This is a genomic window from Flavobacterium okayamense (genome assembly GCF_019702945.1).
Classification (GTDB): domain Bacteria; phylum Bacteroidota; class Bacteroidia; order Flavobacteriales; family Flavobacteriaceae; genus Flavobacterium; species Flavobacterium okayamense.
Map to the genome: position 1 here is coordinate 2,661,936 of NZ_AP024749.1, position 15,131 is coordinate 2,677,066.

Consider the following 15,131-nt stretch of genomic DNA (forward strand, 5'->3'; position numbering starts at 1 on the left):
ACTACCATGAAAAAAAGAATTTCCACGAACTTAAGATGGGTTCGTTTTATACCAGCTGTAGTGTTTATGGCACTTCTATATAGTATTGTAAACTTAATTAACAGCCATAATAGAGAAAATGAAGCACTTATTGGCATTTGCATTTCAGCAATTGTTTGTGTGCTACTTTATTTTATTTTCGACAGTGCTAAAAAAGTTGAATTCGATCAAAATCATATGTTTATTACAAGCAAAAATGGAGAAGAACGTATTCCGCTTAAAAACATTCATGTAATTAAACTGACTTCACTTGAAATTAACAAACGTAAAATGTGGAAAATAAAATATACAGATAACTATGTAACAGAGAAATCTGTACGAATTCTTCCTAGGCTATTCAATAATGAATTTGAAAAATTCAAAGATGCTGTTTATAAAGCCAATAATAAAGTCTTAATTCAAAAATGGACACATACTTTCGATTTCGATCAATAAGCTAAAATATTTTAATAAACTCGAAGCTATGATAAAATTACTTTGCAAGTTAGATAATATACCGAACGTTATGGATTGTAGTATTTTGTTTAACTTTAAACCAGAAAAAAACAAACAGCACTATAATAGAAACAAAAAAACGATGTTATATAGTTAATTATAATATCGTAAATCACAAAAACTATGAAAGCAAATTTTTTAAAAATTGAAAAGCCTTGTGAAGAGAAATGGGAAAATATGACTCCAAATGATAACGGCAGTTTTTGTGATTTATGTTCTAAAAACGTTATCGATTTTACACAATTAAGTCAAATTGAAATCTCAAAAATTCTTTCAAAATCGAAAGGTAACATATATGCTCGAGTTACGAGTGATCAATTAAAAATGCCTTTACTCGATACCAAGCCAACACATGAAATTAATTTCCCTTTTAAAAATGTTGCAGCGGGTATAATGATAGCTTCAACTTTAATTGGATGCCAAAATACTACAAAAGGAAAAGTTAGTGTAGAAACCGAACAAATCGCGTCAACTAACTCTTCAAATCAATTGGAAAACAAAAAAACAAAAACTAAACCAGAACAACCTACTGTACCGAACGTTACTACATTTAAAGGCAAAGTAACTTCTGAAAAAACGGGTAAACCTATTGAAAATGCCGAAATCATTTTTGCTAATGCACAAAAGCAATTTAGAGTATATACTGATTTTGATGGTACTTTTTCGATGGAAATTCCAAATGAATTAATAGACGATGACAATGTAGTTCGAGTTCTTTACTGGAATGCCAAAAAAACGGAAGAAAAAGAATCACAATTTGGTTACCAAGGTGCCGATTACATTTTGACAAAATCCGAATTAAAATCTGATTTCAATATTAAAGCAACAAAGCTCGAAATATATCTTGGAGGTATTATTGGTTATCCTGCAGATTATAGCCCGATTGTATTAGTAAACGGAAAGGAAACCAGTTATAAAGAATTTCAAAAAGCCCAAGAAGGGAAAAAAAGTACGTGCGACATCAACAACAAAGACTTTTTATTTTTTGAATCTAAAGAAGCCATCGCTATTTATGGTAAACGAGCAAAAGATGGGTTATACATTTTAACGGATAAGAAAAGGGATAAGTAACTAGTAATTAGTAACTCATAATTCATAATTCGTAATTTTTAACTACTTTTAAATTATGAACCAAGAGATTGCATATTACCATAACAACCTATCGCCTACCGAAAAAGAAATTTGCGATACGTTATACCACATTATTAACGAAAACCTGTTAAAAGCCGAACATAAGATTTGGCATGCGCACCCCGTTTGGTTTTTAGACGGCAACCCTATTGTAGGCTATAGCAAACAAAAAGCAGGTATACGCTTGATGTTTTGGAGCGGTGCCGACTTTGATGAACCGCAACTTAACGTATTAGGTAAAAAGTTTAAAGATGCTTCGTTGTTTTACACCAACGAAACCGAAATTAACGAAACCGACCTGAAACGCTGGCTACAAAAAGCTACGACTATACAATATGATTATAAAAATATTGTAAAACGTAAAGGTATCTTGGTGAAGTTGTGAATTTATTTTTATATTTGATTTTGTTTGCAAAAACAAAAAAAACTAGTAAACCCTTCGCCAATCTTGCCAATATGGTATGATAGTAGTCCGAAATCTTCGCATATAAACAAGTTAGAACACATTCAGCTAAAGCTGACTTTTGTTGCTATATTTTGCTGCGCTAAATCCCACCCCAAAAGAAATGTGTTCTAACGACCTGCTAAACCAAATTGCTTGGAATATTTGCTATAATACAGCTTTAACTGCCCATCGAGGGAAAACGTGTACTAACATAAGCTAAAAGCAATTTGGCTCTATAATTTTTGCTCCCAATAACCGAAATTTGAACCAATAACGTAAACTACGTTTACTATTGGACAATCAATTATCCGATTGGTAAACGGAAGTCCTTTAATCGGATAATTGCTCAACAAATTTCTTATATTTACGCAAAAATCATAGAACTGCGTTTAGCAGGTCGTTGTAGGCTATATTTGCTCAACTAAACCTTTAATAAATTAGTAACTTAACAACGTTAATTATGAAGAACAAATTCAAATTTTTAATTGCAAGTCTTTCTATTGCAATGTTATTTCTTTCATCCTGCGAAAAAGAAATCTATGATGATGCTATTTACAAATCGCAACAACCACAAAATTTAAGTATTAGTAAAATTAGTTTTAAAGAACTTAAATCTAATAAAAATGTGGTTGAAAAAATTAAAAGTGTAATGACTAAAAAACTGCCAACTTCAATTGCAAATCGTGCAGTTTATAATGAAGATTTTGGGGTTTTAATAGACACTACAAATATTGTTCAAATGACAAGTGCTACTGAACAATCTATAACTTTTAACATTGTTGATTATACTGATTCAACAAAAAAAGAAAACTTAGTGTTAGTTTCTAAAAACGACGGAAACTTTGAAGCTTATATTGCTGAATATAATTTAACGCAACAAGATTTAGATATTTTAGCAAGTGGTGGAACGCTTCAAAATATTCAACCAACAAGTATTTCAGAAATCGAAAACGCTTCTAAAATTGCCGTATCTGGTGCATGTGTTTCTTCATATACCTATACTTATAGCGCTTGCTATAATTCAAGTGGTGATATTATTTTTAATAATGGAGAATTAGGAAATGGTTGTGTTGGAATGGGTTTTGATTATGAAATGCAAGTAATAACTATAGATATGGCTTGTCTTGCAGATGGTGGAGGCGGAGGAACTTCTGGCACATCAGGTACAAGTGGTACAGGTACAAGCGGAACAGGAACCACAGGTTCTGGGCCTACTGGAGGTTCAACTAATACAGGAAGTAACAACCCTAATCCTAATCAAAGTATTTTAGATTTATTTAATACAACTTTTGTACCCTGCACTTCATGTTTAGAATTTAACCAAACTCTAAGCAACTTTTTAGTAGATTTATCTCCAGAACAATTAGAGTATTGGAATGATTTATCAGCATATCCAAGAATTCAACAAACAATTGTTGATTATTTAGAAGCAAATAATAGTTCTACTCAAAGTATAGCATTTGCAATTAATGCAATTGAAGATTTGAACAATAATGAATGTACAATATTACCTTCTGTAACAAATCCATTAGATATTGTTGCTAATTTTGATTCAAGTTTTTTTGGAAGTTATCCAGAAGATCAAATTGAACATGATCATGATGCAATTCAACAACAATTTAATATTATCAGAAGTACACAAGGAAATTTAGCAGCTGTTACTTATTTGATAAATATTTACGATTTAAATAACTTTCGTAATGGCTATTATGTTAACACTAACTACACTATCACTTTTGAAAATGGATTATCTAATGGAGCACATGCTAATGCGATAAGACAGTTTACAAATGGTGTTTTAACTTCATGTAATCTTGAAATTGATACTAATCTATTTTCAATTTCTGATTTTGGATATATAACAAGAGTAATTAAACATGAATTACTTCATGTATTGCAAGGCGAAATTCATGGTCAAACTCAATCTGTTGCCCTTCAAGAATTTCAAGCTTATTACAATCAACTTTTTGGTTTTACCGATTTAAAAAAATTACAAGATGTTGGGATTGTTGAAGGTTTGTTAGATAAATTGATTGAAAATATGAATCAATTAAGTGATTCTGAAAAATTACAAAATAAACGTCAAATAGATTTTATAAAACTACATTATCCTGAATTATGCAAAAGATAATTAAACAATCTCTTTTATATGTATTTATCACTTTTTTTATTTTTGGGTGTAAAACACACACAAGTAAAATTGAAGGTGAGTATTTTAATGATCTAGATTTTGACCATATAAAAAATCTAACAAAAAATGTTAATTTAGATAGTATTAGGTCAAATACCTCTGATTTTTACGACATTGAAATTTGTTCGAAACCAAATAAAAAGGTTTTTAATTTGGAAGAGAAAAAACTATTTTCAATGCAGATAACAAACTATGGAACAAAAGAATTATATCTACCTGAGTGGTTTAGAAATAATAAAGATTATAATAATGTAGAAATGACTTTCGAAATCTATAAAAAAGAAAAAGATAAGTATATAAAATACATTCAAAAAAGAATGAAAACCGACATTTTTAGACATCCAGCAATAAACCATCCAAAAAGAGTTATTTTTGAAACAAACAAAGGTAAACACATAGCTTATGAGAATATATGGTTTGACATTTACCAAAAAATAGTTGATGAAGGTTCATATAACGCAAAAATTTATATTGACCTTTCAAACTTTGGATATTTTAAGATACTTGAAACAGAATTATTTTTTGAAGTAAAAGAATAAATACAGCCTACAACCACAGTTTGTAGCAATAGCGACTTTCAGGATAAACTGAAAGTCGTTTTTGTAATTGTAAAGGTTCATGATTTATTAAAAGTTTTGGTATATTTGATCGCTACTGATACAAGCTGTATAACGTTAGCGCCAATTTTAAAACGACACCAGCAGAACAATGGGAATATTTGACATTTTTAAGAAGCCTAACAACGGAAGCAATCCCAAAACGGCTGAACAGAGAAAGAAACAAACCGAAAAATACTTAAAATCTTTAAACATTCCATTCATTGACCATTTACCATTGATTGAAGAAGAAAGTGAAGTAAAAATCAGGACAGCCCAAGAAATTGCTGAACGAATTTTAGTTTTGGTTTATCTTGCATACGTTTCCGAAGTTCCTGATGAAACAGAAAGCATAATTGACTTTTTAAAAACAAATTCACTTTGGGATAAAGTTTCGCCAGACGAGAAAGAACTATTTCAAAAAGAAGAACTGACAGAACAAGAAACTGCAAATATTTCTTGGCGTTCAGAAGGAGTATGGCTATTGCTTTGGACAATCAAAAAAGTTGACAAACTTGAATTACCGACCGAACAAGTTCAGATACCAGAAATTGTTTCACGACTTCCTGAGTTTCTAACTGACCCGACTGAATTTATTAAAAATGCCAAGGTTAGACGGACAACAGAAATACTTGATGAGTCAGATTTGATTTATAGACTACATTGGGCGACAAGAAACTCTAACTTAAATAATCAACAAATGCCTGCAAATTTGGATTTGGGTATAATAATGGAAAGACATTATGCGATTAATTGGGTAACATTTTACGCCGACGAATGGGACGAAATATCAACAGACACATAATAAAAACTGGTGCTAACAGCCGTTTATTGCAATTGCTAGGCTCGGTGTGTGTTCGGAATTTTCTCCGAAAATTCCACGAGGAGTTTTGTACTTGTAATCTTTTATTATAAATTTACGCAACTGCCACAAGCGGCAACACGTTAGGCAACATTTGAAAAATGACCGAAAACCAAAAAAAATCCGACAGACAATACGCTGCTTATATGGCTCGGAAATTTTTTAGTGGAGCAATTTCAAAGCACCAGATTTTAGACAGTTTTCCTGACTTTGAAAATGATTATAAGATAAAACGACTTTATAATCGGATAATGAATAAGCCGAAAAAAAGCTGGTTGTTTGGAATCTCTGAAACTAAATACCAAACTTTTATGAATGAAACTTATGAACTAATTGACGAGCTCGAAACTGGACGATTGAGATTGGATATTATGAAAAGACTATTTAAGGAATTATGGTTGCATTCGGACAATTGTGCTGAACCTATTGAACATATATGGTTTTCAATTAGTGAAGTTGCTAAATCAACAAATGAATCGAGAGAAGAAATTAGAACGCGATATCTGAATTTTCTAATTGAAAATGGAATTGTGGAATTAGTATCGTGGGAACCATTGAAACATAGATTTACGGAACTTGGGAAAAAGATAAAAACCGAATCTGATATTGAAAATTTAATAAAAAACGTTGCCTAACAATGTATAACCGCAATTACGGCGGATTCGACTACGTCCGAATCCACTCGGAATTGCGAGTGTCAGTGCTTAACCGAATATTAACGCATATTAACCCGTAACTGACGGTTATACGAGACCGTTAGAACACATTCAGCTAAAGCTGACTTTTGTTGCTATATTTTGCTGCGCTAAATCCCACCCCAAAAGAAATGTGTTCTAACGACCTGCTAAACCAAATTGCTTGGAATATTTGCTATAATACAGCTTTAGCTGCCCATCGAGGGAAAACGTGTACTAACATAAGCTAAAAGCAATTTGGTCCTATAATTTTTGCTCCCAATAACCGAAATTTGAACCAATAACGTAAACTGCGTTTACTATTGGACAATCAATTATCCGATTGTTAAGCGGAAGTCCTTTAATCGGATAATTGCTCAGCAAATTTCTTATATTTACGCAAAAATCATAGAACTGCGTTTAGCAGGTCGTTAGTGGCAACCTTAAAAAAAGACACAGTACAGAGAAAATGACTGACATAGAAATACAAAGAGTGACGCTTAATGACATTGACCAATTGCAAAAAATTGGCAGACAGACTTTTTATGAAACATTTTCAGCAGGAAATTCCCAAGAGAATATGACAAAATATTTAGACGAAGGATTTTCCATTGAAAAACTGACGGCTGAACTTAGCGACAACAACGCTGAATTTTATTTTGCTACACTTGACGACAACGTAATTGGTTATTTAAAACTAAACTTTGGACAATCTCAAACAGAACTACAGGACGACAATGCACTTGAAATTGAACGTATTTATGTTTTAAAGGACTTTCACGGAAAAAGCGTTGGACAAATCCTTTACGACAAAGCAATAAAAATCGCAAGACAGAAAAACACTGACTATGTTTGGTTAGGTGTTTGGGAAGAAAATCCGCGAGCAATAAACTTTTACAAAAAAAATGGTTTCGTAGAATTTGACAAACACGTTTTCAAGTTAGGTAATGACGAGCAGACCGACATTATGATGAAACTAAAATTGAAGAACTAATGCGGACAACAAGAAAGGCAGCCACTAACAGCCGTTTTGCAAAAGCGGGGGTTTCGTGCTTCTATGACAGTGAAGTGCTAAATTCAAGCTTTGTGCATCTAATGAAGTTTAGTGCTGAAAATCCCCGCCTTCGCAAAGCCTGGGAACGTTAGAACAGATATTTATGGCTACTCAGCATTTTTAGAGTTCAATAAAAAACTCCCAAGCTTCGCTTGGGAGTTTTACTATCTACTAATTTCTAATCACTAATTACTTCGCTGGAATATTCGCTAAAATTTCCAACACAAATTTCCAATATTTTTGTGCAGAAGAAATGCTTGCTCTTTCATCTGGGCTGTGTGCGCCTTTAATCGTTGGTCCAAACGAAATCATGTCCATTCCTGGATAGTTTTGGCCTAAAATACCACATTCTAATCCAGCATGGCACGCTACAACGTGTGCTTTGCTTCCGTTTTGTTTTTCGTAAATCGCCGTTAACACATCTAAAATCTCCGAATTAGGATTTGGTGTCCAACCTGGGTAACTTCCCGAGAAGGTCACTTCGCATCCCATTAACTCAAACGCAGAGCGTAAGGCATTCGCTAAATCAAACTTAGAACTCTCTACTGAAGAACGTGTTAAACATTCAATTTTTAAGTTGCCACCGCCTACAGTTACTTTCGCAATATTGTTAGACGTTTCTACCAAGTTATCAAAATCGGCACTCATTCGATACACACCATTATGCGCGGTGTATAACGCACGAACCAAATAAAACTGCGCCATAGAAGGCAACACTTTTGCAGGAACTTGGTCTAATTTTTCAATTACAATTTGTAAGTTCGGTTCTGTCGTTTTGAATTCGGCTTTAATATCATTAATGATTTCTTGCATGTCGAACTCAAACGCTTCGTCGTACATTTCGGCAATAATTACTTCGGCAACACTCTCACGAGGAATCGCATTACGTAAACTTCCACCATTGATTTTAGAAATTTGTAAACCAAAATCTTCGTAACCGCTATACAATAAACGGTTCATAATTTTATTGGCATTTCCTAAACCTTCGTGTATTTGCATTCCCGAGTGACCTCCGTTTAAACCTTTCACGGTAATTCTATAACCCACAGAATCCGCTGGAGCGTCTTCTTCGTCATATTCGGCAACAGCCGTTACATCTACTCCACCGGCACATCCAATATCGATTTCATCGTCTTCTTCGGTATCTAAATTCAATAAGATTTGACCTTCTAACAATCCACCTTTTAAGCCCATTGCGCCTGTCATTCCTGTTTCTTCATCAATCGTAAACAAAGCTTCAATCGCAGGATGAGGAATATCAGTACTTTCTAAAATTGCCATTATCGTTGCTACACCTAAACCGTTATCGGCACCAAGCGTAGTTCCTTTGGCACGAACCCAATCACCATCTACATACATTTCGATGCCTTGAGTATCAAAATCGAAAGTTGTATCGTTGTTTTTTTGGTGTACCATATCTAAATGCGATTGCATTACAATGGTTTTACGGTTTTCCATTCCAGCAGTAGCCGGTTTTTTAATGATTACGTTTCCTACTTCATCTTTGATGGTTTCAAAACCTAATTTTTTACCAAAATCCATCATGAAAGCAATGACTCTTTCTTCTTTTTTCGACGGACGTGGCACCGCATTTAAGTCGGCAAATTTATTCCAAAGCGCTTTTGGCTCTAAGTTTCTAACTTCTTGACTCATTATTTTAAGTTTGTTGTTTTTATTACGAAAGGCACAAAGTTACAAAGTATATTTTCTTTGAAATTAGATTTTGAATTATATTTACGATAAAATTGCACACTTTGAAACGAAAATACCTACTTCCTTTATTCCTTATTGTTCAAATCGTTATTGTGAAAACACTTGGCCGTTTTCCAGTATTTATTGAGGAATATTACAGCAAAGGTTGGTATGAAAAAGTTGCTTGGTTCAGCCGAACGATTTTTGGTAGCATTCCGTTTTCGTTTGGCGATATCATTTACAGTGTCTTGATTATTTTATTGATTCGCTGGATTTGGAAGAACAGAAAAGGATTTTTTAAAAATTGGAAAACCAACGGATTGACGGTTTTAAGTTGGATTTCTGTTTTCTATTTCTTCTTTCACGTGTTATGGGGCATGAATTATTATCGTATTCCGTTACATGAAAAACTACACATTGAAAAAGAATACACCGAAGAAGAATTAGTCGCTTTTACCGAAAAGATGATTACCAAAACCAATGCCTTACAACAACAAATTACCGGAAATGATTCTACCGCTGTAAAAGTACCATATTCAGATGAAGAAGTGTTTGCCATGGCACAAAACGGTTATGCTAAACTTCCCAAATCTTTACAAGAATTTCACTACGAGAATGAAAGTATTAAGCCTTCACTTTTACGCTATTTATTAAGTTATATGGGATTTGGTGGTTATTTGAATCCATTTACAAATGAAGCGCAAGTGAACACCTTAAAACCCAACTTTACTTTACCGATGACGACTTGCCACGAAATGGGTCACCAAGTAGGAATAGGCAGCGAAAGTGAATGTAATTTTATTGGTTTTGTGGCGGCAACGCACAATGACGATTTGTATTTTCAATATTCGGCCTATAGTATTATCACTCGCTATTGCTTAGCGAATTTGGAACAAATGGAAGAAGGAAAAGGCAAAGCTTATTTTGAAAAACTAAACAAAGGTGTTATCAAAAACTACGAAGAACACGAAGCTTTTTGGGATGGTTACCACACGCCTATTGATACGTTTTTTGAGTTTTTCTATGACAACTTTTTAAAAGCCAACCAACAAGAAGGGATTATTAGTTACAGCCGTTTTGTGGGATTAGCGATTGGGTATTCTAAAGTTGACAGTGTTCAGTAAACAGTATTCAGTTTTTTGACTCTAAACTATTCCATCTTAAAATGAATTGGAACAAACATTTTAATATTTTGCTGCTTTATTTTCAAATCATCACAATCTAAATTATCGAGAATTTCAGGTTCAATTTTGTCCATATTTTTCAATACAGATTTATTGAATGAAACTAACTTTCCTTCCTTAAAAATTTTAATCTCAATAATATCGCATTCTTTGTTTACAATAAACGAAATTAAAACTCTATCTGATTTAATATCTTTTTCTAAAGCCTCAGAAAACACATCATCAGTTATAACACTCGAACTAAGGTATATAACTTCTTTTTTAACTTCTTGTCCAAAAAAGAATGTAGTTATGAAAAAAGTAAATAATAAATAAAATTTCATAGTAATACTATCTATTAGAACTTATCAAATATTATTTCAAGAATACTGATTACTCAAAACTGAATACTGAACACTAAAACTATATCTCATCACTAACAAAACTTTCAATTTTCTTCTTCTTATACGGACGAATTATTAATCGTGCTTCTCTATCGAAACGAATGTAATTGTACACCCAATTTAAGAATACAACAGCTTTATTTTTAAATCCGATTAGAGAAAACAAATGCACAAACATCCATACAAACCATGCAAAAACACCACTAAATTGAAACTTAGGTAAATCGACTACCGCTTTATTACGACCAATAGTTGCCATTGAACCTTTATCTTTATATTCAAAAGGTTTCATTTCTTTTTTATTGACCAATCGAACAATGTTCTCTGCTAAATGTCGGCCTTGTTGCATAGCGGGTTGCGCCATCATTGGATGTCCTTGAGGATATTCTTCAGAAGACATTAACGCAATATCGCCAATTGCAAAAATAGAATCGTAACCTTCCACTTGGTTGAAAGCGTTTACTTTAATTCTATCCGCTCTTTCAACTAACGCATGTCCGTCTAAACCTGCCACTAATGCACCTTGTACGCCAGCTGTCCAAATTACAGTTGCTGCTTCAAAACTTAAATCAGAATTAGTCATCACCACTTTTCCATCATAACTGGTAACACGAACATTTTTCCAAACTTCAACACCTAAATCAATCAAGAATTTTTCGGCTTTTTCAGAGGCATTTTCACTCATCGTATTCAAAATGCGATCACCACTTTGAATTAAGTTGATTTCCATTTTACGAATATCTAAATCGGGATAATCTTTCGGTAAAATAGCTTTTTTCATTTCGGCTAATGCACCAGCAAGTTCTACACCCGTTGGTCCACCACCCACTAAAACGAAATTCATCAAACTATGTCGTTCGTTAATATCGTTTGTAAGAAGTGCTTGTTCAAAATTCTCTAAAATTAAACTACGGATATTTAATGATTGCGGAATGGTTTTCATCGCCATAGCATTGCGTTCCATTTCTTTGTTGCCAAAGAAATTTGTTTTTGAACCTGTTGCAATCACTAAGTAATCATATTTTAATTCACCTATATCGGCAATTACTTTTTTCTTATCTGTATTAATTTCCTTTACATCGGCCAAACGAAAGTAAAAATCTTCATATTCTTGTACCACTTTTCGAATAGGATACGCAATAGAATCGGGTTCCAATCCTCCCGTAGCCACTTGATACATTAAGGGTTGAAAATTGTGGTAATTGTGCTTGTCTAAAAGGACAACTTGAAGTTTTTTATTACGAAGTTTTTTGGCAAACGATATTCCGGCAAATCCTCCACCTATAATTACTACACGTGGAAAACTACATTGAGGTATGTTCATTTTGTAATACTGATTAGTACTTTCAAAGATACGATTTTGATTTGAAAATTTGTTGATTCGTTAATTTGTAATTCGTAATTTTCAATTCGTAATTTATTTTTTGTAACGAAAAAGAAAAAACTCCTACTTATAGCCATATGAAATCATCTTCAGAAGCAGAATTTGTAAAACAATTACAAGAAAATCAGAATATAATTCACAAGATTTGTCGGTTATATACTTCTGATGAAGATGCTCATAACGATTTGTTTCAAGAGATTACGATTCAACTTTGGAAAGCTTATCCAAATTTTAGAGGTGATTCGAAATTTACTACTTGGGCCTATCGTGTTGGACTGAATACTGCTATTACCTTATACCGCAAAAAGAAAAAAACACTCGACACTATCGAATTTCAAAGTAGTTATCATTTGATTAAACAAGAAGACTACAACTTTGAAGAAGAAGAGCAATTGAAATTATTGTACAGCGCTATTAGCGAATTAAATGACATTGAGAAAGCTTTAGTGTTTTTATATTTAGAAGATAAAGATTACGCAGAAATATCGGAAACTTTAGGGATTAGTGAGGTAAATGCACGAGTAAAAATGAATCGTGTAAAAGGAAAATTGAAAAAAATATTAAATCCGTAAGCGTATGGATGAGTTAGAAATATTAAAACGCGATTGGAAGAAAAAAGAAAATTCTTTTAATCAAGTTAGTGAAAAAGAAATTTATGGAATGCTACACAAACGTTCCTCTTCCATCGTGAAGTGGATTTTAATTATTAGTATTCTAGAGATATTGTTTTGGGTAAGTTTAAGTTTTTTTATGGGCGATGATGAATATAAAAAAACATTAGAAATGTATCATTTAAATAAGGTTTTACCTGTAATTACTTATGCAAATTATATTGTAATTGCCTATTTTATTTACTTGTTTTATAAGAACTTTAAAAACATTAATACTACTGAAACAGTTAAGAAATTAATGCAAAGGATTTTACAAACTCGAAAAACTGTAAAATATTATGTTTGGTACAATTTAGCCATGACGTTTTTCTCATTTATGTTAGTTTTTATTTTTCAATTAAAATATGATCCTAACTTGGAAAAAGCCTACGAAAAAGCTATTGAAAATATTGGCCCGAATTTATTTTATGCCATCTTAATTCTTGTTTATCTGTTAATTAGTGTTGTTGTAGTTGGATTAATCTGGCTATTCTACAAATTATTGTATGGTATTTTAATGAAACGCCTTCACAACAATTACAAGGAATTAGAAAAAATGGATTTTAATTAATTTTTAAAATATGAATCAAATTATCATTAAAGTAACTCAGTTTGTAATCGCAGCAACTTTATTTCTTTTTAGTTGTGTAATTAATGCTCAAAAACTAGACAACACTTTACTTTGGAAGATTTCTGGTAAAGGTTTGGAAAAACCTTCGTATTTGTATGGAACCATGCATGCCGTTTGTGAAACTAACATTGATGATGATGTTTTAAAAGCTTTTGAAGAAACCAATCAGTTGTATTTAGAAGTAGATATGGACGATCCTAATCTTCAAATGGCAATGATGAGTGGAATCCAAATGAAAAATGGAACTACTATTTCATCTTTTTTAAATGAAGACGAAGTAAAATTAGTTGATGGTTTTCTACAGAATAATGTTGGTGTTTCATTAAAAATGGTAGATTCGTTTAAGCCATCTTTACTTTCTTCTATGTATTTACCAAAACTTTTAGATTGCCCAATGAAAGCTGTTGATATGGAATTGATGAATATTTCTAAAGAGCAAAATGAAGAAATTTTTGGTTTAGAAACAATTCAAGATCAATTAAATGTTTTTGATAAAATTCCTTACGATGTTCAAGTAAAAGAATTATTAAAATCTGTAAAATCTGGACTTGCTAAAGACAGAGAAGAAATTCAAAAAATGTTATCAATTTATAAAAGCGAAAACATTGAAAAAATGCTAAGTAACTCTAAAGAAGCTGAAAATAAAATGCTAGCAGATTATGAAGAAGATTTATTGTTAAAAAGAAATAGAAACTGGATTCCTGTTATCGAAAAAGCTGCAAAAGAAAACCCAACTTTCTTTGGTGTTGGAGCAGCACATTTAGCAGGCGAAGAAGGTGTTATAAAACTTTTACGCAAACAAGGCTATACAGTAGAACCTATTCAATAAAAAAAGAGGCGATTTTAATCGCCTCTTTTTTTTAATATTTCCACTGTCTTTCTTTATCTAATTTTGCTTGCTCTTCTAAAACTTCTTCTGGAATAACTTTTAATAAAGAAGGATGTTGTTCAATTGCAAATTCGATTTTTTCAACTAAACTATCAACAGTTTCATTTTCATAGTCAATTTGAAGTGGTTCTTTAATTACGAAAGATTGTAAAATACCTTTCTTTTTAATTCGTAATCCTTTTCTATCAAACGAACGTCTAAAACCATCAATAACAATTGGAACAACAATTGGCTTATGATGTAAAATAATGTGAGCTGTACCTTTACGCACAGGTTTAAACGAACGTGTTGTGCCTTGAGGAAAAGTAATAACCCAGCCATCATTTAAAGCTATTTCAATATTTCTAAAATCAGAAAGTTTAACTTGTTTTTGCTCATGCTTTTCTAAATCCTTTCCTTCTGCTCTCCAAGTTCTTTCTACTGAAATTGAACCTGCATAGGCTAAAATTTTTGGTAATAATCCAGACTGCATTGTTTCTTTTGCAGCAACATAATACATATTCAATTTAGGTTGCCATAAATAACCAACATTCTTAATATTGTTTTCTCTACCCTTTAGGGACGCATTAAAAACATGAAACATTGCAACAACATCAGCAAAATACGTTTGATGATTAGAAATAAAAAGAACGTTTGTTTCGGGTAAGTTTCTTATAATTTCAGAACCTTCAATATGAAGTTCATTAAATCCTCTATATCGTTTATGTGTTAAAGTACCTGCAATACGGATTAACCATTTTTTTAGAAATAATATGTGTCCAAAAGGATTTCGTTTAAATAATCCCATGATTTATAATTATTTGGTAAGGGGTGCAAATGTATAAAAACTTT

At 32.3% G+C, this 15,131-nt stretch carries 16 protein-coding genes; 12 read left to right on the forward strand and 4 right to left on the reverse strand.

Features of this window, described 5'->3' with window-relative positions:
- The first annotated feature begins 6 nt into the window (after positions 1–6).
- The 8 genes from KK2020170_RS12515 (at position 7) to KK2020170_RS12550 (ending at position 7,427) form a co-directional block, all read left to right on the forward strand.
- Entirely contained in the window at positions 7–474 is a 468-nt protein-coding gene (locus KK2020170_RS12515) for a hypothetical protein (RefSeq protein WP_221258661.1), read from the forward strand.
- A 183-nt stretch (positions 475–657) separates the two neighbouring features.
- Entirely contained in the window at positions 658–1,605 is a 948-nt protein-coding gene (locus tag KK2020170_RS12520; protein ID WP_221258662.1) for a hypothetical protein, read from the forward strand.
- A 55-nt stretch (positions 1,606–1,660) separates the two neighbouring features.
- On the forward strand, positions 1,661–2,050 hold the full coding sequence (locus KK2020170_RS12525; protein WP_221258663.1) for a DUF1801 domain-containing protein: 390 nt from the start codon (positions 1,661–1,663) through the stop codon (positions 2,048–2,050).
- Positions 2,051–2,570: 520 nt separating this feature from the next.
- Positions 2,571–4,241 carry a hypothetical protein gene (locus tag KK2020170_RS12530; RefSeq protein ID WP_221258664.1) on the forward strand — a complete coding sequence of 557 codons (1,671 nt, stop codon included), beginning with the start codon at positions 2,571–2,573 and terminating at the stop codon, positions 4,239–4,241.
- 212 nt (positions 4,242–4,453) lie between these two features.
- The gene (locus tag KK2020170_RS12535; RefSeq protein ID WP_221258665.1) at positions 4,454–4,840 is read left to right on the forward strand and encodes a hypothetical protein; all 387 of its coding nucleotides are present in this window, start codon (positions 4,454–4,456) and stop codon (positions 4,838–4,840) included.
- 169 nt (positions 4,841–5,009) lie between these two features.
- On the forward strand, positions 5,010–5,702 hold the full coding sequence (locus KK2020170_RS12540; protein ID WP_221258666.1) for a DUF4272 domain-containing protein: 693 nt from the start codon (positions 5,010–5,012) through the stop codon (positions 5,700–5,702).
- A gap of 308 nt (positions 5,703–6,010) precedes the next feature.
- Positions 6,011–6,394, forward strand: coding sequence for a hypothetical protein (locus KK2020170_RS12545; protein ID WP_221258667.1), 384 nt, complete (start codon positions 6,011–6,013; stop codon positions 6,392–6,394).
- Between the two features lie 508 nt (positions 6,395–6,902).
- Complete coding sequence (locus tag KK2020170_RS12550) at positions 6,903–7,427, forward strand: GNAT family N-acetyltransferase (protein ID WP_221258668.1); 525 nt, start codon at positions 6,903–6,905, stop codon at positions 7,425–7,427.
- Between the two features lie 249 nt (positions 7,428–7,676).
- Here KK2020170_RS12550 and KK2020170_RS12555 read toward each other — a convergent pair whose 3' ends face one another.
- On the reverse strand, positions 7,677–9,140 hold the full coding sequence (locus KK2020170_RS12555) for an aminoacyl-histidine dipeptidase (RefSeq protein ID WP_221258669.1): 1,464 nt from the start codon (positions 9,138–9,140) through the stop codon (positions 7,677–7,679).
- A gap of 101 nt (positions 9,141–9,241) precedes the next feature.
- Here KK2020170_RS12555 and KK2020170_RS12560 point away from each other — a divergent pair, with 101 nt between their 5' ends.
- Positions 9,242–10,303: a DUF3810 domain-containing protein gene (locus KK2020170_RS12560; RefSeq protein ID WP_221258670.1), complete on the forward strand. Its 1,062-nt coding sequence runs from the start codon at positions 9,242–9,244 to the stop codon at positions 10,301–10,303.
- Between the two features lie 26 nt (positions 10,304–10,329).
- Here the strand turns inward: KK2020170_RS12560 and KK2020170_RS12565 are convergent, their stop codons facing one another.
- Together KK2020170_RS12565 and KK2020170_RS12570 are read right to left on the reverse strand one after the other, a co-directional pair.
- The gene (locus tag KK2020170_RS12565; protein WP_221258671.1) at positions 10,330–10,686 is read right to left on the reverse strand and encodes a hypothetical protein; all 357 of its coding nucleotides are present in this window, start codon (positions 10,684–10,686) and stop codon (positions 10,330–10,332) included.
- 79 nt (positions 10,687–10,765) lie between these two features.
- A complete protein-coding gene (locus KK2020170_RS12570) occupies positions 10,766–12,070 on the reverse strand; it encodes an NAD(P)/FAD-dependent oxidoreductase (protein ID WP_221258672.1) in 1,305 nt (434 codons plus the stop codon).
- A gap of 137 nt (positions 12,071–12,207) precedes the next feature.
- Here KK2020170_RS12570 and KK2020170_RS12575 point away from each other — a divergent pair, with 137 nt between their 5' ends.
- Genes KK2020170_RS12575 through KK2020170_RS12585 form a run of 3 tightly spaced genes read left to right on the forward strand, consistent with a single transcriptional unit; the run spans position 12,208 to position 14,240 of the window.
- The gene (locus tag KK2020170_RS12575) at positions 12,208–12,702 is read left to right on the forward strand and encodes an RNA polymerase sigma factor (RefSeq protein WP_221258673.1); all 495 of its coding nucleotides are present in this window, start codon (positions 12,208–12,210) and stop codon (positions 12,700–12,702) included.
- Positions 12,703–12,706: 4 nt separating this feature from the next.
- Positions 12,707–13,351 (forward strand): hypothetical protein, encoded by a 645-nt coding sequence (locus KK2020170_RS12580; RefSeq protein WP_221258674.1) that lies wholly within the window; start codon positions 12,707–12,709, stop codon positions 13,349–13,351.
- Between the two features lie 10 nt (positions 13,352–13,361).
- The gene (locus tag KK2020170_RS12585) at positions 13,362–14,240 is read left to right on the forward strand and encodes a TraB/GumN family protein (protein WP_221258675.1); all 879 of its coding nucleotides are present in this window, start codon (positions 13,362–13,364) and stop codon (positions 14,238–14,240) included.
- A gap of 31 nt (positions 14,241–14,271) precedes the next feature.
- Here KK2020170_RS12585 and KK2020170_RS12590 read toward each other — a convergent pair whose 3' ends face one another.
- A complete protein-coding gene (locus KK2020170_RS12590; RefSeq protein WP_221258676.1) occupies positions 14,272–15,087 on the reverse strand; it encodes a lysophospholipid acyltransferase family protein in 816 nt (271 codons plus the stop codon).
- Positions 15,088–15,131 lie beyond the last annotated feature (44 nt).